The organism is Bradyrhizobium sp. ORS 111 (genome assembly GCF_045571485.1).
Lineage (GTDB): Bacteria > Pseudomonadota > Alphaproteobacteria > Rhizobiales > Xanthobacteraceae > Bradyrhizobium.
The window spans coordinates 2,981,050-3,005,461 of the sequence record NZ_CP120701.1; the positions used below are offsets into that span (position 1 = coordinate 2,981,050).

Genomic DNA, 24,412 nt, shown 5'->3' on the forward strand with positions numbered 1-24,412 from the left:
CCATGACCGAGACTTCCACAAGTGCGGCGGACGGCCTCAATCGGAGGGCCTCGCCGTTCCGTGAGCGGTTGGGATCCGACCTCGATGTCGACATCTGTGTGGTCGGGGCAGGGCTTGCCGGCCTGACGGTGGCGCGCGAGGCCGCGCGGCTCGGCGCGAGCGTTGCCGTGCTCGAGGGCCGCCAGATCGGCTGGAACGCTTCCGGCCATCATCTCGGCACGGTGATGCCGGGTTTCGGTCTGCCGATCGCCGATCTGATCGAGCGGGTCGGCTTCGACGATGCGCGTGAGCTCTGGGCGCTGTCGAGGGAAGGCGCCGAATATGTTCGCGCCACCGCCACCGAGGAATTGATCCCGGGCATCGGTTACAGCGAAGGCGCGTTGGAAGTCTCCAACGTCGACGTCGGCGAGGCGCTGATCAGCCGCCTGCAGATGCTCGCCGAGGATTTCTCGACTGAGGTCGAGGGCTGGCAGGTCGATCGCGTGCGCAGCGTGCTCAGAACCCGCCGCTATTTCCACGGCATCCATTATCCGAAGGCGTTCCAGATCGACGGCCGGAGATATGTTCACGGCCTCGCGGAATTGGCGACCCGTGCAGGCGCGCGAATTTTCGAAGACACGCCGGTCGTCAGCATCGACTTTTCAGGCATCCGCAAGCGCATCGTGACGCCGTCGGCGCGGCTGCGCGCCGGGCACATCGTTCTGGCGGGCAACGTCCATCTTGGTGCCCCGCTCAAGCGATTGTCGGACACGCTGCTGCCGGTGTGGCGCTACGCGGCATTAACTGAGCCGCTCGGCGAAGGGCTCGGCGAGGCGGTGGCGTTTTCGGGCTCGGTGACCGACAGCGACGGCATCGACCATTTCCGCATCGTCGGCGGTGATCGCCTGTTATGGGCCAGTCCGGAGACCACGTGGGACGCGCGGCCGCAGCGCTTGAGCGGTGCCGTGCAGCGGCGGATCGCCACAATGTTCCCGAAGCTCGGCAAGGTGCCGATCGCAGAAATGTTCGGCGGCGCAGTCGGCGTCACGGTGCATGGCATGCCGCAGATCGGCCAGTTGCGCAGAGGTCTCTGGGTGGCGAGCGGCTTCGGCCGCCAAGGGCTCAACACCTCCGCGATGGCCGGACAGTTGATTGCGCGCAGCATCCTCTGGGGCGACGACCGCTGGCGGCTGTTTTCGCCGTTTGAATTGGTCTGGGCGGGCGGCACCACCGGCCGCGTCGCCGGCCATCTGATCAGCCTGTGGGCGAGGGGGGCTTCGTCGGCTGCGGGCGTCCTGGCGCGCTACCGCGAGGGCGCGCGGGCCAAGGAGCGGCGCCGCGAGGCGCGGCTCGCCGAGGCCAACCTCAAGGCGGGAACCAGGGGACCGATCCGCCGGCCGCCGCCGGGTGCTGCGCGGGTGCCACCACGGGCGCCGATGCGTCACGACGAGCCGCATCCGCGCGTCTCGCAGGAAAGTGAAAGGATGCCCGGCGGGCCGGTGTAACGTTGCGCGGCTGCCTTCGTATCTGATGGCGAATAACGCGCCGACCGCCTCGGAGAACAATGATGATCGATCGCCGTATCCTGCTCGCTTCCGTCGCCAGCCTGCTCAGCATCGCCTCGTTTCGCTGGCTGCGCGCCTCGCCGGCGAAAGCCGCCGAGAAGTTCGAGATCGAGAAGAGCGACGCCGAATGGCGTGCGCAGCTCACGCCGCAGCAATATGAGATCCTGCGCAAGCAGGGCACCGAGCGGCCGGGATCGAGCCCGCTGCTCAACGAGCATCGCAAGGGTATCTTCGCCTGCGCCGGCTGCGACCTGCCGCTATTTTCGTCCGACACCAAGTTCGAGAGCGGCACCGGCTGGCCGAGCTTCTATCAGCCGCTGGAGAATGCCGTTGGCACCACCTCCGACCGCACCTACGGCATGCTGCGCACCGAAGTGCATTGCCGCCGCTGCGGTGGCCATCTCGGCCACGTCTTCGACGACGGCCCGAAGCCAACCGGATTGCGCTACTGCATGGACGGCCTGGCGCTGGTGTTTCACCCGGCTGCGCCATCGGCCACCTGAGCCGTCGTTCCCGGCAATTGTTGCCGGCTCGGCAATTGTGCCCCGGTCCAACGACCGGGGCTTTTTTTCAAGCGCATGATTTTGTTACATTTTGTTTCTTGGCACGAGGCTTGCGACATGCTCCGCCGATGCGGCTGATCCTCTCATTACGAGTCGCCCGAATTTGAATTTGGAGAATATGTCATGGGTATCTTCGGCGCTCTCACCACAGCGGTCGGCGGCCTGCGCGCAGGATCGTATGCGCTCGAAAACATCTCTGGCAACATCGCCAACTCGCAGACCACGGCCTTCAAGCGCATCGACACGTCTTTCCTGGACCTCGTCCCGCAGACTGCGCTGACCGCGCAGCTCGCGGGCGGCGTCACCGCACAGTCCCGCTCGACCAACACGGTGCAGGGCGACGTGCAGTCGGCGTCGGTAGCGACCTTCATGGCGATCAACGGCAACGGCTTCTTTGCGGTGCAGAAACCCGGCAGCTTCACCGACGGCTCGCCGGTGTTCGACGGCGTCGACCGCTACACCCGCCGCGGCGACTTCCAGCTCAACAAGGACGGCTATCTCGTCAACGGCGCCGGCTATTACCTGGAGGGCGTGCCGATCGACCCGACCACCGGCAACCCCTCGGGCTCGTCGCCGCAAGTGCTGCGGTTCAAGAACGATTTCCTGCCGGCGCAGCAGACCACCAAGATCGATTATCGCGCCAATCTCGCGTCCTATCCTCTGACCACCAAGCACGACACTTCGGTCCCGGGCTCCGAACTGATCCGGCCGGGCTCGTTCAGCTCCGGATACAACCCGCTGGTGCTGGGCACGCCGGCCGCGCCCTATACTGATTCCTCGACCACCGGCACGGTGCAGAACAACAAGGCGACGCCGTCGGTGCCGAACACCGGCAACACCGCGCTGTCCGGCACCGCCGGCACGGACTCGATCAACGCCAATTTCGTTGCCGGCGACACCATCACGGTCAACGGCACCGTCATCACCTTCGTTGCCTCCGGCGCCACCGGCAACCAGCTCAACGTCACCGACAACATCACGACCCTGCTGCAAAAGATCGACTCGATCACCGGCACGGCCACTCCGTCGTCGATCTCGGGCGGCTCGATCACACTTCACACCGGCACATCGGCCGATCTCTCGATCACGAGCTCGAACTCGACGGCCTTCGCCGCGCTCGGTTTTGCCGGCGGCAAGGCGACCGCGACCCGTGGCGGTGGCGGCACGGTCGGCACCGGCCAGGTGATCGGCAACGACAACTCGGCCTTCCTCGATCAGAGCGTCTCGGGCGGCGCGGTGACGGCCTACGACGTGTCGGGTGCGCCGGTAAACCTGCAGTTCCGCTGGGCCAAGACCGACAGCTCTTCGTTGGGCGCCGGGCATACCGATACCTGGAACCTATTCTACCAGGTCAACCCGAACGCAACGGGCACCCAGGTCGGCTGGCAGAACGTCAACATCAACTTCACCTTCGGATCGAACGGCCAGATGTCGCCGCCGATCGCATCGGTGACGCTCAACAACGCCATCGTCAACGGCGTCTCGCTCGGCAGCCCGGTGATCAATTTCGGCAGCGGCGGCGTGACCCAGTTCGCCGACGCCAACGGCAACGTCCAGGTCAACCAGATCCAGCAGGACGGCTTCCCGGCCGGCCAGCTTCAATCGGTCAGCGTCTCCACCAACGGCCGCATCGTCGGCAACTACACCAACGGCCGCAACATCGATCTCGCGGAGATCTCGGTTGCGACTTTCAACGGCACCAACTTCCTGAAGCGCATCGACGGCGGCGCGTTCGAGGCGACCGACGAGTCCGGCGCCGCGCTGTTCGGCAAGGCCGGCACCATCGTCGGGTCCTCGCTCGAAAGCTCGAACACCGACATCGCCGACGAGTTCACCAAGCTGATCGTCACGCAGCAGGCCTATTCCGCCAACACCAAGGTCATCACCACCACCAACTCGATGGTGCAGGATCTCCTCAACGTGATGCGCTGATTGCGGTGACGACGCGCGGCATGAGTAAAGGCGAGTAACAGATCATGGGTTTGAGCCAAGCCCTCTCCACCGCGATGTCGGGCCTGCGCGCCACGCAGGCCTCGCTGTCGCTGGTGTCGTCCAACGTCGCCAATTCGGAGACGCCCGGCTACACCAAGAAGACGCTGAACCAGGTCGCCGGTACCACCGGCGATTACGGATCGAGCGTCCTCATCAGCGGCGTCAACCGTCAGCTCGACGAGTTTCTGCAGACCCAGCTTCGCACCGAGACGTCGGGAGCGTCCTATGCCGACATCCGCTCGACCTACCTCGCCAATCTGCAGAGCGTGTATGGCAACCCCGATTCCACCGGCACGATCGAGGATACCTTCAACAAGCTCCTGACCGCGATCCAGGGCCTTTCGACCAGCCCGGATTCGCAGTCGGCGCGGATCGGCGTCGTCAATGCAGCGCAGGCCATGGCGCAGCAGCTCAATGCGACCTCGCAAGGGATCCAGACGCTACGCGCCAACGCCGAGGCCGGCATCAATGACTCCGTCAATACGGCCAACAACGCGCTGACCCAGATCGCCCGTATCAACGTCCAGCTCCAGGCCGGCGGCCAGACCGACGCGTCGACCGCGGCACTGCTCGATCAGCGCGACCAGTACATCACCCAGCTCTCGCAGTTGATGGACATCCGCACCGTCACCAACAGCCAGAACCAGGTGACCGTGTTCACCAATTCCGGCGTGCAGCTTGTCGGCACTGAGGCGGCGCAGCTCAGCTTCAACGCGCAGGGCACGATGACGCCCAACGCGCTGTACAATTCCGATCCGACCAAGAGCAATGTCGGCACCATCAGCATCACGTTCCCGCATGGCGGCAGCTATGATCTGGTGTCCACCAACTCGATCCGCTCCGGCAAGATCGCCGCCTATCTCGAATTGCGCGACAACACCCTGGTGAAGGCACAGACGCAGATCGACCAGTTCGCTGCGTCGATGGCGAGCGCATTGTCGGACAAGACGACCGCGGGCACCGCGGCGTCGGCGGGAGCGCAGTCCGGCTACGACCTCGATCTCTCGGGGCTGCAGAGCGGCAACGTCATCCACATCAGCTACAAGGACAACACCACCGGCGCCACGCACAACCTGTCGATCGTCCGTGTCGATGATCCGAGCGTGCTGCCCTTGAGCAACACCGCCACCGTCGATCCGAACGACGAGGTGCTCGGGATCGATTTCTCCGGCGGCATGAGCTCGGTGCTGTCGCAGCTCAACGGGGCACTTGGCGCGACCACGGGGCTGCAGTTTTCCAATCCGTCCGGATCGACGCTGCGCGTGCTCGACGACGGCGCCGCCAACCGAACCGACGTGACGGCCGCGTCCGTTACCACGACGGTGACCTCGCTCACATCGGGCGATCCGCAGCTACCAATGTTCACCGACAATGGCGCGCCCTATACAGGCGCGATCACCGCGAACGGCTCGCAGATGACCGGTCTTGCCGCCCGCATCAGCGTCAACAGCTCTCTCGTCGGGGATCCTTCGCGCACCGTCGTGTTCTCGACCAATCCGCCGACCGCGGCCGGCGACACCACGCGCGCCAACCTGCTGCTGTCGCAATTGTCGACTGCGTCCTACAGCTATTCGCCGCAGACCGGCCTCGGCACCAACAGTGCGCCGCTGTCCGGCACGCTGCTAAGCTTCGCGAGGCAGTTCATCAGCCAACAGGGCGAGGCGGCGACGGCCGCCAAGCAGCTCGCGGACGGGCAGGACGTCGTGCTCAATACGTTGCAAAGCAAGATGAATGCGACGTCGGGCGTCAACATCGATGATGAGATGGCGCATCTGCTGGCGTTGCAAAATGCCTATTCCGCCAACGCGCGCGTGATGTCGTCCATCAAGCAGATGTACGACACGCTGATGCAGGCGATGTGAGGGTTCAATGTCGATCGACGGCGTTAGCGGCAGGACCTCCTATATCGGGTCCACCATCCTCAACTTGCGGAGTCAGCTCAACGATCTGACGACGCAGCTCGCGACGGGCAGGGTCTCGACGACCTATGCGGGGCAAGGGCCGGACCGTGGCTTTGCGCTGAGCCTGCGGGCGCAGATCAGCAGTATCAACGCATTTTCCGACACCGCGTCCAACCTTAACACACGCCTCGGCGTCGCCAATCTCGCCTTGCAGGGATTGAGCGACATCGGCGCTCAGGTGAAGAGCGCATCGACGACGGCGACGCTGACCCTCAACGATAAGGGCCAGACCTCGGGCCAGATCACGGCGCAGGCCGCCTTTTCCAATGCGGTCGCGATGCTGAACAGCCAGTCCGGCGATCGCTATTTGTTTTCCGGCCGGGCCATGGATACGCCGGCTACCGTGCCTGCCGACACCATGCTGAACGGCACCGCGACGCAGGCCGGCCTCACACAGCTCATCAACGAGCGCAGGCAGGCCGACCAGGGGACCAACAACATGGGCCGCCTGAGCGTGTCGTCGCCGCCGGCGACCACGACCGTGACCAACCTCGCTGAGGACGGCTCGGCGTTCGGGCTGAAGCTGCTGTCGGTGCAGTCGTCGCTGACCGGCGCCACCGTGACGCAGCCGACCGGCACGCCGCGGGCAGCGTCGGTCGATCTCGGTGCGGTCAATCCCAACGAAGGCGACACGATCAAGTTCAACTTCACGCTGCCTGACGGCACGACCGAAGCGATCGAGCTGACCGCGACCAAGACGAACCCGCCGCCGGCAGGCTCGTTCCTGATCGGCGCCGATACCGCGGCAACGACGGCGAACCTGCAGTCGACGTTGACGTCATCGATCAAGACGTTGAGCGACACGTCGCTGGTCGCGGCGTCGGCGATCGCTGCGTCGAACAATTTCTTCAATCCGGTGGCAACGGTGTCTGGTAGCGCGGTGAACAACCAGGCTACGCCGGCTGCGCCGATCACGGGGGCAACGACCCTGTCGGGCGCGGCGGGCACGGATTCGCTCGCCACCAGCTTCGCGGCCGGCGACACCATCACGGTGAACGGCACTCCGATCACCTTCGTGGCCTCGGGCGCGACCGGCAATCAGGTCAACATCACCGACAGCGTCCAGACGCTGATGGCGAAGATCGACCAGGTCACCGGCACCAAGAACCCGTCGACCATCAGCAACGGTGCGATCACGTTGCACGGCGCCGATGGCGCGAACTTGTCGATTTCGGGCTCCAATCCGGCGGCGCTCGGCGCACTCGGCATCGCAAACAACACGACCGCGGCCCCGGCGCCGTTGCGGGTCGGCGGCCCGCCCTTCGACACCGCGACCGGCCTGGTGGCGGGAACCCCTGCAAATACGGTGTACTGGTACACCGGCGAGAGCGGGACGGATTCTGCGCGCGGCACCGCGGTCGCGCAAGTCGACCAATCGATCACGGTGCAATACGGTGCGCGCGCCAACGAGCAGGCGTTCCGCTACTTGTTGCAGAACGTCGCGGTGTATGCGGCGGTCACGACCAACGCCAGCAATCCGAATGCAAGCGCGCAGGTGACGGCGCTCGCGCAACGCGTGACCGCAAACCTCGCTCCGCAGAACGGCCAGCAGCAGATCCAGGACGTTCAGGCCGAGTTCGCCGGAGCGCAGTCGGCTACGAAGGCGGCGACGGACCGCCAGACCCAGCTCAAGGGAATGGCGCAGACCATGCTCGACTCGATCGAGGGCGTGAACCAGGACGAGGTCGCGACCAAGATCCTGGCGCTGCAAACCAGTCTGCAGGCGTCGTATCAGACCACGTCGATGCTGTACCAGACGACACTGCTGAAGTATCTGCCGATCGGTTGATCGCGCGGCCGCAATTGCAATCATGAAAAAGGCCTCCTCGCGGAGGCCTTTTGTCGTCGGATCGGGGGGAGAGGCTCAGGCGCTTTTGCGAGTGTCGTCCTGGACGGCGGCCTGCAGATTTCGCACGCTTTCGAGCAGCTTCTCTTCGTGCGCGATCAGCTTCTTGGATTCCTTCAGTGCGTGATAGAGGTCACCGTTGAGAATGAAATTGTTGATGCTCTCGATGAACGGCCAGGCACTCGGCGTCGCCGTGATGATGTCGCGCACCAGGCTGAAATAGGTCGGGTGGTGTGCCATCGGATCCGGCGACAGATACATCAGTTGCACTGCGAGGTAGATCAGCTTCGCCGGCGTATCCGCGGTCTCGGGCGTCAGAATGTCCTTCTCGCGCAGGATCGGGATGCGGTCGCCGTCGATCAGGAGACGGGCGCGCTGGTCGGTATTGGTGATCACGCAATTGCCGACGATGATGCGCTCGTTCGGCTTCAGTTCCACCTTCAGGGCCATGTCCGTTCTCCTCTGTCGGCAGTCGCGCGGGACGTCGTTGCTGCGGATCGAAGTTGAGTTCGGCACTGCTTAGCAGCCGCTGTCGCGGCTTGGGGCCGATGCGACGGCGATCCTTTCCCATGATGGTTAACGCTTGGTGAACGCGGGCGGCGGCCGGCTCGGCCTGCCGCGAAAAATCTCTATCGTCTCAGTAGCCTTCCCGATGAAGTTCATTCATCGGCGCTCATTCTATTCTCTTTCATTTAGCTCAAATGCCGCCACGGAGATTTGTTTTTCTTTCGCGGCTTGTTCCGCACGATCGGCCAGCCGCCCGATCAGAAAAGATCGGCGCGGTTTCTTCCCTCGGTCTCACACCAGAAAGGTATGAAAATGTCCGATCTTGTTCTCTCCGCCTCGGTTCGTCAGAACCTTCTCTCCCTCCAGTCGACCGCCGATCTGCTCGCCACCACGCAGAACCGCCTTGCCACCGGCAAGAAGGTCAACTCTGCGCTCGACAATCCGACCAACTTCTTCACCGCGCAGTCGCTCGACAACCGCGCCAGCGACATCAACAACCTGCTCGACGGCATCAGCAACGGCGTGCAGGTGCTGCAGGCCGCCAACACCGGCATCACCTCGCTGCAGAAGCTGGTCGACAGCGCCAAGTCGGTCGCCAACCAGGCGCTGCAGGCCGCCGTCGGCTATTCCCAGAAGTCGTCGGTGACGACCGCCGCGATCAGCGGCGCAACGGCCGACAACCTGCTCGGCACCACGACCTACAGCAACGCCCAGCTCACCGGCACCGTCGTCAACAACAACCTCGGCACGCCCGCGCCGATCACGGCGGCCACCAAGCTCGTCACCGCGGCCACCTCCGACACCCTGGCGGCGACGCCGACCGGCGTCCTCACCGTCAACGGCAAGACGATCACGTTCTCGACCGGGCAGACCACCTCGACCACCGATGCGTCGGGCAATGTCACCCTCGGCACCGGCGCAGGCAGCACGCTGACCGTCGGCGACCTGCTCACCGCGATCGACGGCATCACGGGGGCGACCACCGCCTCCTCGGTGTCGGGCGGCAAGCTGCAGATCAGCACCGGCACCACCCAGGACCTGGTGATCTCCGGCACCGGCACCGCGCTGACCGCGTTCGGCCTCACCGCCGGCACCACCGCGCGCACCGGGGCCACCGCGCTCGGCGGCCTGACGCTGACGATCGGCGCGACCGGCAACGGCACCGCCACCAACATCACCTTCGGCACCGGCGCCGGCCAGGTGAAGTCGCTCAACGACCTCAACACCCAGCTTGCCGCCAACAACCTGCAGGCCTCGCTCTCCTCGACCGGGGCGCTCACCATCAGCACCACCAACGACGCCGCCTCGGCGACCCTCGGCACGATCGGCGGCACCGCGGCCGGCGCCGGCAAGCTGTTCGACGGCCTCGCCGGCAGCGCCCCGGTGCAGGATCCGACCGCGCTCGCCAACCGCGCCAACCTGGTCGACCAGTACAACAACATCCTGGATCAGATCACCACGACGGCCCAGGACGCCTCGTACAACGGCATCAACCTGCTCAACGGCGATCAGCTCAAGCTGACCTTCAACGAGACCGGGTCCTCGACGCTGAAGATCCAGGGCGTGACCTTCAACGCCGCCGGTCTCAACCTCACCAAGCTGACCGAGGGAACCGACTTCCTGGACAACGCCTCGGCCAACGCCACGCTGAAGACGCTCAACACCGCGAGCGGGCTGCTGCGGACCCAGGCCTCGACCCTCGGCTCGAATCTGTCGATCGTGCAGATCCGCCAGGACTTCTCCAAGAACCTGATCAACGTGCTGCAGACCGGCTCGTCCAACCTGACGCTCGCCGACACCAACGAGGAAGCGGCCAACAGCCAGGCGCTGTCGACCCGCCAGTCGATCGCGGTGTCCGCGCTGGCGCTCGCCAACCAGAGCCAGCAGAGCGTGCTCCAGTTGCTCCGCTAAGCGCAGCCGCAGACTATTCTGAAACGGCGGGGAAAGCCCCGCCGTTTCTTTTTGTTCGTGGGCATTTCGGAGTCTCGCCGTGCCGCGAGAAAGGCGCATTTGGTAACGGCTGCTAACCATATTTAAAGGCGTTTCCGGCATAGAAAATGAGCAATCTTTTGCTCTCTCTGCGGCCCAAGAAATCCGCATCCATCGAGGTCATTGAATGTCGAATGCAGCCCAGGCCTACGCGCGCACGTCCGTCACGACTGCGTCCCCACGTGAAATCGAAGCGCAGGCGCTATTGAAGGCCGCTCGGCAGTTGCAGGAAGTGCAGACCAACTGGACCGGACCCGGCAAGGAAATGGAGCAGGCGCTGCTGTTCAACCGCCGTCTTTGGTCGATCTTCATGAGCGCGGCGGAGGGCAACGACAATCCGCAACCGCTTGAGATCCGGCAGAACATCGCCAACATCGGCGTGTTCGTGATGAAGCAGACCGTCGAGATGCAGATGAATCCCGATCCGGCGAAGCTGAAGTCGCTGATCGACATCAACTGCAATCTCGCCGCCGGCCTGTCCGGCCGCGGCTGATCGGCGGTCTCCGGCGGAGTTTCGGCATGGCCGATTTGATGAGCATCCTGTCGGCCAACTACAAGGCGGTCGGGCTGACTGTTCCGTCGAACACGCCCTATGTCGCAGTTGATCCGAAGCTCTATCAGGGTAGCTGGAGCGGGAAGTACGCCAACAACAAGTCGTTCAACATCACGATCTCGAACATCTCGGGCTTCCGCGCCAAGGTTCACTATCAGAGCGACGGCACCAGCAAATATCAGGACGTGCTGATCAAGGACGGCGGATTTCGGATCGGCGACACCAAATTCACGCTGGTGCAGTCGGGCACCGCGCTGATCAAGAACGTGGTGACCGACCCGGCGACCGGATCAACCTATCTCGACCAGGCCTACGCCACGCAGGCGACCTGAGCGTTGCCTGCTTAGACCTGACGATCGGTTGAGCGCGCGCGGGTCGGCGCGTCCTTGCTGAGATCGAGGGTGTGGAAATAGGCGCGGCGGCGCAGCACCGCTTCTTCCGGATACTGTCTCACCACCAGGTTGGTGCGATTGTCGACCACCTGATAGACCACGGCGGCGGCATCGCGGTCGATGATGACCTGGTTCGTGAACGTGGCTGTCTGGCTCGAGCCGCGCGCATTGGCGGCATTCGGATCGATCGTGACGCGTATGGTCGGCTCCGGAGCGGTCACGCTCTGGCTCGGCGGCAATTCGGTTGCAACGGCCTTCTGCGCCGTCTCGCTCGCGGGAGACACGATCGGCGCCGCAACCGGTGCACCCACCGGCTTGATGTTGAAATCCGCACTCATGGCAGCCTCTTAGTGCGCAGGCACTAGTTTGCTCGAGTCAAATCCCAACCCCTCACGATCCGCAACTCTATGAGGAACCTCTCAATAGGCTGTTAGAGAACAGGCTGAACGCGGCGCTGAGCCGCGTGTATCGAATTGAATAAAACTCTAGCGAGGCCGCGGATCACAGCGAACGGCTGACGGCGATCGGCGTCATGTTGCGCGGCCCGGGCACTGCGCGCCGTCCGGCCGCGGTATAGGTGTTGGGGATATTGCGCCGCTGCACTTCGGCGTTGACCCCGCGCACGATGCCTTCGGACACGGCGTGCGCCGTCGCAAGCACGGTCAGGTTGACCTGTAGCATGGCGCGGAACGTCTCGTGATGTCGCCGCAACGTCGCCAGCAGCTCGGGCTCGGTCTGCGACAGCATCTTCTGCATGGATTTCAGATGCTCGACTGCCATCATGTAACGCCGCGACAGTTCCGACTTCTGCGCTTCGAGCCGCATGCCCTCTCGCACCTTGCCGGCACGTACCAGCTCGGTTTCCTGCTCGACGACGACAAGCAGCTCGCTCATCACACTGGTCAGTTCCTCGGCTAGCCTCGCGACATCGGGCGGCGTCGTCGTTGCGGGCCGTGCGGCGGGAGTGGTCGTTGGCCGCTGCTGTGGACGCTGATTCATCGCGCTTCTCCTTGAGGCCGAGTTAGCTGTGATTGGCTTGCTGCAGGATCAGCGAGCGGTACACTTCGCTGGAAATGCCGACGCCGCCCGACTTGGCGAAGTTCTTGGCGTATTGATCGGTCAGCATCGATCGCCACACGCCGGTGCCGACCGTGTCGCCGAACGGGCCATCGCCCTTCAGGCCTGCTGTCATCTGCGAGAACATCGAGCTCAGGAACATCGATTCGAAATCGGTCGCGGTGGCTTTCGCTTTGGCCTGTGCCTGTGGCGACACCTTGGTCAGCGCCTCCTGGAGCACCGGATCGGGACGCCCCTTGTACAGTGGCATCGTCGCCTGCGCCGGCTTGCTGCCGGTTGCGCTGTTGATCAGGTTGCCCATCACATCACCTCGATGTCGGCTTCGATCGCGCCGGCGGCCTTGATCGCCTGCAGGATGCTGATCAGGTCGCGCGGTCCGATGCCGAGGCCGTTGAGGCCGTCGACGAGCTGCTGCAGTGACACCCCGTTCTTCACCACCGCGAACTTCTTGCCGTCCTCGGTGACCTGGACATTGCTGCGCGGCGTCACCACGGTTCGTCCGCGCGACAGCGGATTGGGCTGGCTGACCTGCGGACTTTCCGAGATCGTGACTGTGAGGTTGCCTTGCGCGACCGCGACGGTGGCGACGCGGACATCGCGGCCCATCACGATGATGCCGGAGCGTTCGTCGATCACGATCTTGGCGGCGAGATCCGGTTCGACCTGCAATTGCTCGATCTCGGTCAGGAAGGCGACGACGTTGCCCTTGAACTCCGGCGGGATCGAGAGCTGCACCGTGGAGGGATCGAGCGGTTCGGCGGTCTTGACGCCGAGATAATCGTTGACCGCGGCGGCGATCCGCTTGGCGGTGGTGAAGTCGGCGTTGCGTAACGCGAGGCGCACATTGGGAAGCCGGTTCAACGCGAACTCGATCTCGCGCTCGATGATCGCGCCGTTGGCGATGCGGCCGACCGTCGGCACGCCACGCACCACCTTGGCAGCCTCGCCCTCGGCCTGGAAGCCGGAGATCGCCAGCGTGCCCTGCGCCACCGCGTAGACATTGCCGTCAGCGCCGAGCAGGGGGGTGACGAGCAGGGTGCCGCCGCGCAGATCCTTGGCGTCGCCGAGCGCGGAGACGGTGACGTCCATGCGCGTGCCCTGGGTGCCGAAGGCCGGCAGGTTGCCGGTCACCATCACGGCCGCGACGTTGCCGGTGCGGATGGTGGCGCCGCGGATGTTGACGCCCATGCGTTCGAGCATCGCCTGCAGCGACTGCTTCGTGAAGGGGATGTTGTTGAGGGTGTCGCCGGTGCCGTTGAGGCCGACCACGAGGCCGTAGCCGATCAACTGGTTCTGACGCACGCCTTCGATGTTGGCGAGGTCCTTGATCCGCGACGTCGCGGCGGCAGGCATCACCGAGCCCGCCAGCGCCAGCAACGCGGCGCAGGCCAACCCCAATAGTTTTACGTTGCGGATGCCAGGCATCCCGGTGCTCCCCACAAACTTACTACTAGACCACGCGACACTCCCATGACGGCGATCCGCCATTAACCATGCGAGCTCCGTGCCATGATGTCTTGTTCACGCAATCCATTGATATATTTGGTGAAATGGTCGACCCCCGATGTCGTCGCCGGATTTGGCAACCCGAGCGAAACTGCCGTGCGGCGGCAGAAATTGCCGGGCCTGTTTACGCGCCGTTAACCATAAGGCGGTGATGCTCGGCCCATTCAGGCCCGCGGGATCATCACGATGCGCATCTATGGACCGAACGGCACCACGCTTGGCACGTCCACCAGCTCGACGCGCCGTACCTCGTCGAGCGGCTTCGCGCTGCCGGACGCTGCCTCGGTTCCGGAGGAGGTCCGCTCCACCGCTGCGCCGAAGGCCGCGGCCAGTCTCGATGCGCTGCTGGCGTTGCAAGGCGTGGAAGACCCGACCGAACGCCGCAAGCGCTCGGTCGCTCGTGGTAAGGGCGCGCTCGATGTGCTCGACGACCTCAAGCTCGGGCTGCTCTCCGGCAACTTCGATGCCTCGACCATGAGCCGGCTGCGCAGTGCGGCGGCGAGCCTGAAGGAATCCTCCGGCGATCCCGGCCTCGACGCCGTGCTGGGCGAGATCGAGCTACGCGTCGAGGTCGAGCTCGCCAAGGCCGGCCAGCACTAGATCCCTCCGCCATCCAACCTGTCTCGCGCCGCCGCCGCTCAGGCTGCGAGCGCCTTGCGCTGCGCGTCGTAGCGGCGCTGCGCCGCCAGCACCTCCTTCAAATTCTGCTCGGCCCAGTCGCGCAGCGGATCGACTGCACCGGCCAGCGTCAGCCCGAGCGGCGTGATCGAATACTCCACCGTGACCGGAACGGTTGCGATTGCATGGCGGCGCAGCAGCCCGTCGCGCTCGAGGCTCTTCAGCACCTGCGACAGCATCTTCTGCGAAATGCCTTCAATCGCGCGGCGGAGCTGGTTGAACCGCATCGGTTCGTCGCGCAGCAGCAGCAGGATCAGCACCGCCCATTTGTCGCCGACCCGGTCGAGGATCTGGCGGGTCGGGCAATTGGCGGAATAAGCATCCGGTTTCAGGCTGGCGGCTTTCATCGCGGTTACTCCAGCGTAATCAGGTGACGCGTAAGTGCGCTCTTCACACCTACATTCATCTGGCTATCTAGTCACCATCGGAAACCACATAATAATTGGAGACCTCTGATGAAGATCGCCATCGCCGGCGCATCCGGCCGGGCCGGCTCGCGCATCACCGCGGAACTCTCCCGCCGCGGCCACACCGTCACAGCTATGGCCCGCAATCCCGAGAAGATCGCCGCGCTGCCCAACGTCACCGCCAAGAAGGGCGACGTCCATGACCAGGCCGGGCTGGCCGCGCTGTGGGCCGGCCACGACGCCGCGATCAGCTCGGTGCACTTCCTAGCGAGCGATCCGGTCAAGCTGATCGGGGCGGCCAAGCAATCCGGGGTCGGCCGCTATCTGGTGGTCGGTGGGGCTGGCAGCCTCGAAGTGGCGCCCGGCGTCCGGCTGGTGACGACCCCGAACTTCCCGGCCCAGTACAAGGCCGAGGCGCAAAAAGGCGCCGAATTCCTCGACCTGCTGCGGCAGGAGAGGGAACTCAACTGGACCTTCCTGTCGCCCTCGGCGCTGTTCGTGGACGGCGAGCGGACCGGCAAGTTCCGCCTCGGGACCGACCAGCTTTTGACCGCCGCCGATGGGAAAAGCTGGATCTCCTTCGAGGATTTCGCAGTTGCACTCGCGGACGAGATCGAGCGCCCCGCGCACGTCAGGAGCCGTTTCACGGTCGGTTATTGAGGGCGCAGGGTCCGCCGCGCGGGGGCCGGATAAGGTTGCCTGTGCAAGGCCTTGGGGGCGGCCCCGGTTTGGCGGTGGCAGATATTGTCTGTCACATGTCGTGGCTATATAAGGCGCCGCGCGGAGGGGAGCTGTTCCCTCCGCCTGACAGGGACATGGCTGCCTTTGGAAAAGCTGAAGAACTACCGGCCGACTGAAAAAGAGCCTTTCATGAATGAGCGGCAGCGCGAATATTTCCGCGCCAAGCTGCTGGCCTGGAAGGACGAGATCCTCCGCGAATCGAAGATCACGCTGCAAACGCTCCAGGAAGAGAACGTCAATCATCCCGACCTGGCCGACCGCGCGTCCTCGGAAACCGACCGTGCGATCGAGCTCCGCGCCCGCGACCGTCAGCGCAAGCTGATCTCCAAGATCGACGCGGCGCTCCAGCGCATCGAAGACAACACCTACGGCTATTGCGAAGAGACCGGCGAGCCGATCTCGTTGAAGCGGCTCGAAGCCCGCCCGATCGCAACGCTGTCGGTGGAGGCGCAGGAACGCCACGAGAAGCGCGAGAAGGTCTATCGCGACGAGTAGTGGCGGCGGATCGCCACGCATTGCTTCCGGCGCGCACCGGTTGTAGGTTCGCGCCGCCATGATGACACGCACTCTCAACATCGCTTCGGCCTTCTTCCTGGCCCGCTGATCGCGCTCCCGCGAGCGAGTTCGCTTCCACCGCGAAGCGTTGATCAACCCCGCAGGCCTTGCCTGGCGGGACTCCAGCGAACCGAATGAGCCGTCCGCATTCCGCGCATCGCGGCGCGTCGATGGCTGGCGACAAATTGAGAGACAATCATGAACGATCGGGACGACGCGCGGGCGCTTGGCGACGCGCAAATCGCGCAATTCATCGACCAAGGTTTTGTCAGGATTGACAATGCCTTCCCGCGGGAACTTGCGGAGCAGGGTCAAGCCATCATGTGGCATGACCTGCCTTGCAGCGCGCATGATCCGTCGACCTGGACCCAGCCGGTGATCCGGCTTCCCGGATATGGCGGCGAGCCGTTTCGGCAGGCGATCAATACGCTGGTGCTGCATCGGGCCTTCGACCAGATCGCAGGTCCCGGCCGCTGGAGTCCGCGCGACAACATCGGAACGTTCCCGGTGCGCTTCCCGCATCCGGATGATCCCGGCGACACCGGCTGGCATGTCGATGTCAGCTTTCCCGGCGACGATTGCGATCCGAATGAACGGCACGACTTCTCCGCCTGGCGGGTCAACATTGTCTCGCGCGGCCGGGCTCTGTTGATGCTGTTCCTGTTCTCCGATGTCAGTGAGGACGATGCGCCGACGCGGATCAGGGTCGGCTCGCACCTCCCGATGGCCCGCTATCTGGCGCCAGCGGGCGCAGCCGGACGTGCGCGCATGAAGCTCGACAAGGTCGGCGCCGATTGCGAGGTCGCGCTGGCGACGGGCGAGGCGGGCACGGTCTATCTGTGCCATCCGTTCCTCGTGCATGCGGCGCAGAAGCATCGGGGGCGAACGCCGCGCTTCATGGCCCAGCCGTCGCTGGGCGCAGGCGAGCCGTACCGGCTCGAGCGCGACGATGGCGCCTATTCGCCGGTCGAGATCGCGATCCGGCGTGCGCTCGGGATGGGGTGAGGCAGGATGGTGTTGAAGCGGTCATTCCGCAAAACGACGTCGGCCTCTCCCGCTTGCGGGGAGACTGGATCACATCGCGAGATGTGATCCAGGCGGGGGCTCTCTCCCCGACATGACTCGTCGTGATATCCTCACTGTTGCCGGTGGTACGATGCCGCGCCGCCGCCGAATCCTGCGAAAGGGCAGAGACATGAGCACGGTGTTGGTCACGGGCGGATCGGGGTTCATCGGCACGTATGTCATGCTGCAGCTTCTTGCCGCCGGGCACGAGGTGCGGACCACGGTGCGCAATCCGGATCGCTCCAAGGATGTGCTCGCGATGTTGCGAGCCGGCGGTGCGTCCGCGCCCGACAGGGTCGGCTTCGTCACCGCCGATCTGCTGCGCGACGACGGCTGGCAGCAGGCTGTGGCCGGTTGCGAGTACGTGATGCACGTGGCCTCGCCGCTGTTGACCCATGTGCCCGATGACGAGAACGAATTGATCGTTCCGGCGCGCGAAGGGACGCTGCGGGTGCTGCGCGCGGCGCGCGACGCCGGTGTCAAGCGTGCCGTCGTGACGTCGTCGTTTGCCGCGATCGGTTACGGTCACCCGCCGCGATCGGCGCCATTCGACGAGACGGTCTGGACCAATCTCGACGGCGACGACGTGCAGGCCTATCCGAAATCCAAGACGCTGGCCGAGCGCGCGGCCTGGGATTTCATCGCCCGCGAGGGCGGCGGCCTCGAGCTCGCCGTCGTCAATCCGACCGCTGTGTTCGGGCCGGTGCTCGGCCCCGACTTCTCCAGCTCGATCGGCATCGTCAAGGCGCTGCTCGACGGCGCGATGCCGGCAGTGCCGCGGATCTATTTCGGTCTGGTCGACGTGCGCGACGTCGCTGACCTGCATCTGCGTGCCATGACTTCGCCCAAGGCCAGGGGCGAGCGCTTCCTTGCGGTCGCCGGCGAGACCATGTCGGTGCTGCAGATTGCCCGCGTGCTGCGCCAAAAGCTCGGCAGCCGGGCGCGGCGGGTGCCGCGGTTCCAGGCGCCGGACTGGCTGATGCGGCTTGCGGCGCGGCGCAATCCGCTGGCCCGCGCAGCCCTGCCGCTGCTCGGCAAGGTCAGACAGGCGACCAGTGCGAAGGCGCAAGACCTGCTCGGCTGGCGCCCGCGTGGCAACGAGGACATGATCGTTGCGACTGCCGAAAGCCTGATCAGGCTCGGCCTGGTCAGGACGTGACAGTGCGCACGGCCCGGCGCGCTTGCCATACCTCTCGCTGAGTGCTGAATTGCCACGAGCAGACAGAACCTCAGGGAGGCTGCGCCGATGGACAGGATCCTCGCGGCCGCAAAAACGATCGCTACCGCCCGCCGCAGCCGCGCGCCACTGAAGGCGTTGCCGAAAGACATCGTGCCGCGCGACGAAGCCGAAGGCTATCGCGTGCAGCGGGCGGTGCACGATCTGTTGCGTGGACAAGCCGGCAGCCTTGTCGGCTACAAGATCGGCTGCACCAGCGCGGTGATGCAGGACTATCTCAACATCTCGCACCCCTGCGGCGGCGGCGTGTTCGAGAAGGTCGTGCATGACAGCGGCGTGCAATTGCAGATGACCGATTATGTCCATGTCGGCGTCGAGTGCGAGATCGCGGTGAGGCTGGCGCGCAATCTCGCAGCGAGCGAAGCGCCGTTCACCGCCGAATGGGTGGCCGAGGCGATCGAGGCCTATTGTCCGGCGATCGAGATCGTCGACGACCGCTATGTGAAGTGGGAGACGCTCGGCGCGCCAACGCTGATCGCCGACGATTTCTTCGCCGCTGGCTGCGTGCTCGGGGAGGCGGTGCCGCGCATCTCGGGGCTCGATCTGCTGCGCGTCACCGGACGCGCGATCGTCAACGGCGAAGTGGCGGGACGCGGGTCCGGCGCCGATGTGCTCGGCCATCCCCACAACGCGCTGGCCTGGCTCGCCAATCATCTTGCCGCCGAAGGCAAGGGCCTGCACGCAGGCCAGATCGTGCTGACCGGCAGCCTGGTCAAGACGGTCTGGCTGAAGGCCGGCGACAGCGTCGTGATGGAGCTCGATGGGCTCGGCAAGGTGGAAGCGACGTTCACGTGAAGCAGCGCATCTCCGTATCAGGAGATGGCTCCACATACGCGCTGTCGTCCCTGCGAAAGCAGGAACCGCCTGGAATGGCGGGCACGGCGCTGCGCGCCTTCGCCACCTTACTATTCTGATAGCGCCCTGGCGCACCTCGCTCGGAGGAATAGTGACATCCGCCGGTTTAGAGGCCGAGTATGCGGGAAGAGCACCGGGAATTCTACGGATAGACTAGGTTCGAGGCTGCCCCTTCAATGAAGCATTGTTCTTAATCGTATTAGCGGTTGCGCCGATTGGCAGTCGTCGCTGGACGTCAGTTTGAACATATCGCCTTGGGCACCCGGCGGCTTGGATGAAGCGCTTCCGTTCCATCTGGGAGCATTCCGATGATTGACCAACGGACCGCGCCTTACGCTGCTTTCGTTTTGCGGATCACGATTGCCGGCCTCTTCCTGGCCGCGCTCTACGGGAAATTCATCTTGAGGCCGATCAGCCTTTGGTGGAACGGCCTGTTGAAGGCCGGCTATCCGGAATGGGTGTTGACTTACACGTTGAGCGCGGAGTTCGCGTCGGCGGTGCTGTTGCTGCTCGGCGTCTATACTCGCTGGGTCAGCTTATACACGTTGCCGATGATGCTGGGGGCGACGCACTTCTGGATGGTCCGCAAGAATTTTTGGTTTGTCGAGGGCGGATGGGAAATGCCCCTTGTTTGGGCGGTGATGTTGGTCGTCCAGGCGCTTCTCGGTGATGGGGCTTTTGCGGTGAAGGTGCCGGCACTGCCTTGGGAGCGTCGATTGCAAAAAGCTCCTGCTTGAATTTCGCACGAGTCTCAGTCGTCCGTGCCGATGCGCCCGATGTCGACCTGTCGTTAGCTCCGCCAGGTAGCGGATTGGCGCGGCGGGGATCGCCGAATTCTATGGCGATCGGTACGCGAGCGGGCAAATCAACGCACCAGGCGAGGAGGCGATAACCTTCGGGTTATTGCTAGGCCTGTTTCGCGGACGATGCAGGCTGGAAAGGCTTATAAGTCGCACTGCCCACATTTTCGGGTTGACTAATCCATAGCTGCATAGTTATAGATTTATCCATAGCCAGCGGGTTATGGATTGATGTCTAAAGCTCACGACGTGCTGTTCAGGACACTCGCCGATCCAACAAGGCGGGCCATTTTCGAGCGGCTGTGCCGCAACGGAGAGCAGACGGTCGGAGCCCTGACCTTGCATGCCGGCATCTCGCAACCGGCCGTCTCGAAGCATCTCGGTGTGCTGAAGCAGGCCGGGCTGGTGCGGGATCGCCACGAAGGCCGGCAGACCCACTACAGCGCGCAACTTGGTGCGCTGGCTCCGCTGATCGACTGGACCAGCCAGATGGCCGGCTTCTGGCAGAACCGGTTCGACCACCTCGAAGATCTGCTCAAAAGGATGGACCAATGACCATGCAAGCGACCGAAACGCGCTCCGCGATCGTCGAACGTGAGTTTCCTTATCCGCCGGAAAAGCTCTGGCGCGCGTTGACGCAACCGCATCTGATCGAGGAGTGGCTGATGAAGAACGACTTCAAGCCCGTCGTCGGACATAGCTTCAATCTGTGCGGCGAGTGGGGCGGAGTGCTGGATTGCAAGGTGCTGACCGTCGAGCCGAACCGGACGTTGGCCTACACCTGGAATTTTGCGCATGAGGATCCCGCTTACAATCTGGAGAGCGTAGTGACCTTCACGCTCACGCCCACCGCCGGCGGTACTCACCTGCGCGTCGAGCAGGCCGGCTTCCAGCCGCATCACAAGCAGGCCTTTGGCGGCGCTCACGCCGGATGGAAGCAGTTCCTTGGCAAGCTCGACGAGCTGCTGGCGCGGGGAGACTGACGTTCGCCGCGCGCAGGGTGGGCCGCCGCGTGGCGGCTCACCGATCCCCATCAATTCGTCTCAGCAGGAGGTCACATTGAACTGGAATAACTGGATCCGGCAGTTTCATCGCTGGCTGTCGATCGCCTTTACCTTGGCCGTCATCGTCAACATCGTCGCCATAATCCAACAGCAGCAAGCGCTCTGGATCGGCTTGCTGGCGCTGTTCCCGCTCATCTTGCTGTTGTTCACCGGCCTCTACATGTTCGCGCTGCCCTATGCCGCGAGGTGGCGCAGCGGATATGCCGTGAGTGGAGCGGTGCGCACCGAATAGCCGCACGACATCGAGGGCGGCGAAGGTCACACCAGATATGTCGCCGCTCTCGACTTTTGCCTCGAACCCGCTATCACGGTCGTGGTTTCATGACGCGGGACCACACCACGAGGCATTAATGACCCCATCGGAACGTATCGACCGGATGATCGCGGAGCTCACGGACTGGCGCGGCAAGACGTTTGCCAGCATGCGCAAGGCCATCCTCGCCGCCGACCCGGAGATCACGGAGGAATGGAAGTGGATGGGAAGCCCGGTGTGGTATCGTGACGGCATCATCGCGGTCGCCAACGCCCATAAGGGCAAGGTGAAGCTGACCTTCATGTACGGCGCGAGCCTTCCCGATCCCGACAAGCTCTTCAACGCCGGGCTCGAAGGCAACGCGCGGCGCGCGATCGATTGGCTCGAGGGCGACAAGATCAATGACCGCGCGTTGAAGAATTTGATCCGCGCCGCAATCGCGTTCAACCAGGCGAAGGCGAAGAAGCCGGTGAAGAAGAGCAAGAAGGCCTGACGCTCCCGCGCTCGTCATCTTGGCTCGACAAGCCGCGCATCCTTAAATGGTCCAGCCGGCGTGTGCGCCGGCGAGGCCTGCGAGAGAAGCGCCGGCCAGCATCCACAGCGGATTCAAGTCTGTGAAGACGACCAGGCCCGCGGTGCTGCCGTCGCCGACGCCTAGGCCATCGTATGGACGATCACCGGACCTGCGACCGCGCTGGCTTGGCCGACCAGCAGCGGACCGAGATTGTCGTCGATCCAGGCTAGCGCGCGACGGTTGGCCTCCTCGGCGCCGGCGTGGTTGTTGAAGACGCTGATCGCGGTGACCGTGTCGTCGCCGGCATAGACCACGTAATAGGCCATGAAGCCTTCGACGTCGCTGATGATCGGGATCGCGCCTTCCTTGATCCGGCGCGCGAGTTCTTCGGCGGTGCCGGCCTTCGCCTTGGCCTGACGGATGGCGGCATACATGGAGTCCTCCTTCCGGCTGCATCGATCGGGCTGCGCTTCGCGCATGCGCGATCGTACGCCGGCCCGGGCGGAGACGCCATCGGCATCGGGGCGGGGATCAGCCGAAGCGCTTGCTTGCGAACGGGTTTGCCGCGCGGCGGTCGGACGGCAGTTTCGGCAGTCTTGCCACATCCGTCTGCGACAGTGTGGGTTTCGGGCCAGGCGCGGGAGGTTGCTCCTGCTGCTGCAGGAATAGCGTGGCTTCGAACACGACGCCGGGCGCCTGCCTCGCCGTGCCGGAGCAGACCGCGCGGTTGCCGTTGAAGCAGCCTGTGAGCTGCGCCTCGACCTCGTCGCAACCGAACACGGTGGTCGGGCCGTCGGCATATCTGCGCGTCGTCAACGTTGCGGTGAAATGGTCGTTATCGAGCTGATAGGAGCCGCCATAGACGAACACGGCGTCGCCGCCGCTGATCCTGCCGTTTGAGAGATGGACTATTCCGGTGCCTTCGCCGCGCGGCGTCCGGAACCACGCCGCATATTGACCGTCTCTGAGCATGGCCGTTGAACTGCAACCCCTGCGTGGTCGTCTAGCTACTTTGCAATCGCGCGAATCGCCACTGCGCTCTGCCGGGAGGGTTAACCAACCAAGAAGGCAGCCGTGCAACTTGTTCGCAATGCAGGAAAAGCCGCGGCCCTCGCCAGGGGAAGTGTGCAGGACGCGACGAGTGATGTGGCCAGTGGGTTCGAGGCTGGATGCGCCAGGTTCCTCAAGCGTGGTGCCCTGACCAAAGGTCAGGCACTGCAAACTTTCCAGTGCCAACCTCCGCGTTGTCCGTGTCTCGGACACGAATGCTCAGATAGCAAACAACCTCGGCCGCGACGTTCTGGTAGCTATCGAAGTTGAGTTCACGGCTAAGCCGAACTAACTACTTCTTCTGACCTCTCGCGACGATGCCGTTGTTCCCGCGCTCGACGGTGACGTTTTCCATGCCAGCCTCTTCGAACCATTTGCGAACGGTTCTCATGGTCTGTGGGTTGTCGTATGTGGGAGAATACATGTCGAACGTGTCGAGCACGGCCCACTCCCGATTGATCTCGGGGGAGATGCCGAAATAGTCGTACTGAACAATCGGAAGCAGTCGCATTCCAGCTCGGCCAGCGATGCGGCGCAGAAAGATGGAAACGGGGACGAGGGGTGGCGTGTACTTCGCGATGATGCGATAGAGCAGATCCTTGTCCATGCGCTTGGTAATCGGCCGTAGAACGTACTTCCAGTGCATCAGGGCTGTGATCCACAAAGGATAGACATCAATTGCGATTAGGCCGCCTGGTCGGAGCAATTTGGCCAAGCTCATGAACGACTGCTTCGGGTCGGGCGTATGCTGCAAGACGCCGAGGCACAGCACCTTGTCGATTGTTCCCGGCGGGATAGGTAGATCGTTGATGTCTCCGCTGAAGAAACAGACGTTGTTGTTGTGGCCGTTGTTCTTGATGTTGGCGTTGATCGCATCTGACATATCGAAGGTCAGGATAGTAGCTTTGGTCCTGGCGAGGTGCTCAGTAAAGCGTCCGGCTCCGCTGCCGGCCTCAACGATGACATCTCCAGTCAAATCGTCGGGCCAATGCGTGGCAGCCTTCAGTCTGTTGTAGGAGAGGGGGACTCCGGTGAAGCTATCGAGTTGAACCTTGCTATGGAGGTTCCACTGAACGCCGAACGTTTCAACGTAACTCATTCACAACCTGCTAGCGGGTATGGGGATTTGGCGACGCTGCTCTGAAATCGCGCCATTCTGTGTTTACTTACCACTGCAATCCTTGATCGAGCAATCGTCCAAACGGCAAGACTTCCGATGGCGTGTCACCGATCAAGCTTGTTCCTGCTTCATCTTGCCAGAAA

28 protein-coding genes are annotated in these 24,412 nt (G+C 63.9%); 19 read left to right on the plus strand and 9 right to left on the minus strand.

Translation table 11 applies throughout. The annotated features are described in order from the left end of the window. Positions 1–2 precede the first annotated feature (2 nt). The 5 genes from P6U30_RS13535 to P6U30_RS13555 all read left to right on the plus strand — a co-directional run bounded on the left by P6U30_RS13535 (position 3) and on the right by P6U30_RS13555 (position 7,849). On the plus strand, positions 3–1,484 hold the full coding sequence (locus tag P6U30_RS13535) for an NAD(P)/FAD-dependent oxidoreductase (protein WP_407169501.1): 1,482 nt from the start codon (positions 3–5) through the stop codon (positions 1,482–1,484). A gap of 62 nt (positions 1,485–1,546) precedes the next feature. Beyond that, positions 1,547–2,047, plus strand: a complete 501-nt coding sequence (gene msrB, locus P6U30_RS13540) for a peptide-methionine (R)-S-oxide reductase MsrB (protein WP_407169502.1) — start codon at positions 1,547–1,549, stop codon at positions 2,045–2,047. Positions 2,048–2,230: 183 nt separating this feature from the next. Further along, positions 2,231–4,039 carry a flagellar hook-basal body complex protein gene (locus tag P6U30_RS13545; RefSeq protein ID WP_407169503.1) on the plus strand — a complete coding sequence of 603 codons (1,809 nt, stop codon included), beginning with the start codon at positions 2,231–2,233 and terminating at the stop codon, positions 4,037–4,039. Between the two features lie 44 nt (positions 4,040–4,083). Beyond that, complete coding sequence (gene flgK, locus P6U30_RS13550; protein WP_407151544.1) at positions 4,084–5,961, plus strand: flagellar hook-associated protein FlgK; 1,878 nt, start codon at positions 4,084–4,086, stop codon at positions 5,959–5,961. A gap of 7 nt (positions 5,962–5,968) precedes the next feature. Continuing rightward, the gene (locus P6U30_RS13555) at positions 5,969–7,849 is read left to right on the plus strand and encodes a flagellar protein (RefSeq protein WP_407169504.1); all 1,881 of its coding nucleotides are present in this window, start codon (positions 5,969–5,971) and stop codon (positions 7,847–7,849) included. Between the two features lie 75 nt (positions 7,850–7,924). Here P6U30_RS13555 and flbT read toward each other — a convergent pair whose 3' ends face one another. Then, positions 7,925–8,356 (minus strand): flagellar biosynthesis repressor FlbT, encoded by a 432-nt coding sequence (gene flbT, locus P6U30_RS13560; RefSeq protein WP_407151546.1) that lies wholly within the window; start codon positions 8,354–8,356, stop codon positions 7,925–7,927. A 369-nt stretch (positions 8,357–8,725) separates the two neighbouring features. Here flbT and P6U30_RS13565 point away from each other — a divergent pair, with 369 nt between their 5' ends. The 3 genes from P6U30_RS13565 to P6U30_RS13575 all read left to right on the plus strand — a co-directional run bounded on the left by P6U30_RS13565 (position 8,726) and on the right by P6U30_RS13575 (position 11,287). Next, positions 8,726–10,324: a flagellin gene (locus P6U30_RS13565; RefSeq protein WP_407169505.1), complete on the plus strand. Its 1,599-nt coding sequence runs from the start codon at positions 8,726–8,728 to the stop codon at positions 10,322–10,324. A 205-nt stretch (positions 10,325–10,529) separates the two neighbouring features. Next, positions 10,530–10,895 (plus strand): flagellar biosynthesis regulator FlaF, encoded by a 366-nt coding sequence (gene flaF / locus P6U30_RS13570; protein WP_407169506.1) that lies wholly within the window; start codon positions 10,530–10,532, stop codon positions 10,893–10,895. 26 nt (positions 10,896–10,921) lie between these two features. Further along, positions 10,922–11,287 (plus strand): hypothetical protein, encoded by a 366-nt coding sequence (locus P6U30_RS13575; RefSeq protein ID WP_407169507.1) that lies wholly within the window; start codon positions 10,922–10,924, stop codon positions 11,285–11,287. A gap of 11 nt (positions 11,288–11,298) precedes the next feature. Here P6U30_RS13575 and P6U30_RS13580 read toward each other — a convergent pair whose 3' ends face one another. The 4 genes from P6U30_RS13580 to P6U30_RS13595 all read right to left on the minus strand — a co-directional run bounded on the left by P6U30_RS13580 (position 11,299) and on the right by P6U30_RS13595 (position 13,849). Beyond that, a complete protein-coding gene (locus P6U30_RS13580; protein WP_407169508.1) occupies positions 11,299–11,685 on the minus strand; it encodes a hypothetical protein in 387 nt (128 codons plus the stop codon). A 163-nt stretch (positions 11,686–11,848) separates the two neighbouring features. Then, positions 11,849–12,346 (minus strand): hypothetical protein, encoded by a 498-nt coding sequence (locus tag P6U30_RS13585; RefSeq protein ID WP_407169509.1) that lies wholly within the window; start codon positions 12,344–12,346, stop codon positions 11,849–11,851. Between the two features lie 22 nt (positions 12,347–12,368). After that, positions 12,369–12,725: a flagellar assembly peptidoglycan hydrolase FlgJ gene (gene flgJ / locus P6U30_RS13590; protein ID WP_407169510.1), complete on the minus strand. Its 357-nt coding sequence runs from the start codon at positions 12,723–12,725 to the stop codon at positions 12,369–12,371. Then, positions 12,725–13,849, minus strand: a complete 1,125-nt coding sequence (locus P6U30_RS13595) for a flagellar basal body P-ring protein FlgI (protein ID WP_407169511.1) — start codon at positions 13,847–13,849, stop codon at positions 12,725–12,727. The genes flgJ and P6U30_RS13595 overlap by 1 nt, the downstream gene beginning before the upstream one ends. 267 nt (positions 13,850–14,116) lie before the next feature. Between P6U30_RS13595 and P6U30_RS13600 the strand changes: the two genes are divergently transcribed. After that, complete coding sequence (locus P6U30_RS13600; RefSeq protein ID WP_407169512.1) at positions 14,117–14,530, plus strand: flagellar assembly protein FliX; 414 nt, start codon at positions 14,117–14,119, stop codon at positions 14,528–14,530. 38 nt (positions 14,531–14,568) lie between these two features. On the opposite strand, the gene P6U30_RS13605 is transcribed toward P6U30_RS13600, so the two are convergent. Further along, on the minus strand, positions 14,569–14,955 hold the full coding sequence (locus tag P6U30_RS13605) for a winged helix-turn-helix transcriptional regulator (RefSeq protein WP_407169513.1): 387 nt from the start codon (positions 14,953–14,955) through the stop codon (positions 14,569–14,571). A 108-nt stretch (positions 14,956–15,063) separates the two neighbouring features. On the opposite strand from P6U30_RS13605, the gene P6U30_RS13610 reads away from it, so the two are divergent. From P6U30_RS13610 to P6U30_RS13655, 10 genes are all read left to right on the plus strand, one after another. After that, a complete protein-coding gene (locus P6U30_RS13610; protein ID WP_407169514.1) occupies positions 15,064–15,675 on the plus strand; it encodes an NAD(P)-dependent oxidoreductase in 612 nt (203 codons plus the stop codon). 210 nt (positions 15,676–15,885) lie between these two features. Next, positions 15,886–16,251, plus strand: coding sequence for an RNA polymerase-binding protein DksA (dksA, locus tag P6U30_RS13615; protein ID WP_197082755.1), 366 nt, complete (start codon positions 15,886–15,888; stop codon positions 16,249–16,251). A 258-nt stretch (positions 16,252–16,509) separates the two neighbouring features. Then, positions 16,510–17,316 carry a phytanoyl-CoA dioxygenase gene (locus P6U30_RS13620; protein WP_407169515.1) on the plus strand — a complete coding sequence of 269 codons (807 nt, stop codon included), beginning with the start codon at positions 16,510–16,512 and terminating at the stop codon, positions 17,314–17,316. 190 nt (positions 17,317–17,506) lie between these two features. Then, a complete protein-coding gene (locus P6U30_RS13625) occupies positions 17,507–18,535 on the plus strand; it encodes an SDR family oxidoreductase (protein WP_407169516.1) in 1,029 nt (342 codons plus the stop codon). Positions 18,536–18,622: 87 nt separating this feature from the next. Beyond that, positions 18,623–19,408, plus strand: coding sequence for a 2-keto-4-pentenoate hydratase (locus P6U30_RS13630; protein WP_407169517.1), 786 nt, complete (start codon positions 18,623–18,625; stop codon positions 19,406–19,408). Between the two features lie 368 nt (positions 19,409–19,776). Continuing rightward, on the plus strand, positions 19,777–20,205 hold the full coding sequence (locus P6U30_RS13635; protein WP_407169518.1) for a DoxX family protein: 429 nt from the start codon (positions 19,777–19,779) through the stop codon (positions 20,203–20,205). A gap of 294 nt (positions 20,206–20,499) precedes the next feature. Continuing rightward, on the plus strand, positions 20,500–20,823 hold the full coding sequence (locus tag P6U30_RS13640) for an ArsR/SmtB family transcription factor (protein WP_407169519.1): 324 nt from the start codon (positions 20,500–20,502) through the stop codon (positions 20,821–20,823). After that, positions 20,820–21,251 (plus strand): SRPBCC family protein, encoded by a 432-nt coding sequence (locus P6U30_RS13645; protein ID WP_407169520.1) that lies wholly within the window; start codon positions 20,820–20,822, stop codon positions 21,249–21,251. Before P6U30_RS13640 ends, P6U30_RS13645 begins: the two co-directional genes overlap by 4 nt. A gap of 76 nt (positions 21,252–21,327) precedes the next feature. Further along, positions 21,328–21,564, plus strand: a complete 237-nt coding sequence (locus P6U30_RS13650) for a hypothetical protein (RefSeq protein WP_407169521.1) — start codon at positions 21,328–21,330, stop codon at positions 21,562–21,564. A gap of 118 nt (positions 21,565–21,682) precedes the next feature. Then, positions 21,683–22,078, plus strand: a complete 396-nt coding sequence (locus P6U30_RS13655) for a DUF1801 domain-containing protein (protein WP_407169522.1) — start codon at positions 21,683–21,685, stop codon at positions 22,076–22,078. Between the two features lie 161 nt (positions 22,079–22,239). Here P6U30_RS13655 and P6U30_RS13660 read toward each other — a convergent pair whose 3' ends face one another. The 3 genes from P6U30_RS13660 to P6U30_RS13670 all read right to left on the minus strand — a co-directional run bounded on the left by P6U30_RS13660 (position 22,240) and on the right by P6U30_RS13670 (position 24,248). Continuing rightward, positions 22,240–22,533 carry an antibiotic biosynthesis monooxygenase gene (locus P6U30_RS13660; RefSeq protein WP_280976967.1) on the minus strand — a complete coding sequence of 98 codons (294 nt, stop codon included), beginning with the start codon at positions 22,531–22,533 and terminating at the stop codon, positions 22,240–22,242. A gap of 97 nt (positions 22,534–22,630) precedes the next feature. Beyond that, complete coding sequence (locus P6U30_RS13665) at positions 22,631–23,071, minus strand: hypothetical protein (RefSeq protein ID WP_407151564.1); 441 nt, start codon at positions 23,069–23,071, stop codon at positions 22,631–22,633. Positions 23,072–23,441: 370 nt separating this feature from the next. Continuing rightward, a complete protein-coding gene (locus P6U30_RS13670; protein ID WP_407169523.1) occupies positions 23,442–24,248 on the minus strand; it encodes a class I SAM-dependent methyltransferase in 807 nt (268 codons plus the stop codon). Positions 24,249–24,412: the final 164 nt, after the last annotated feature.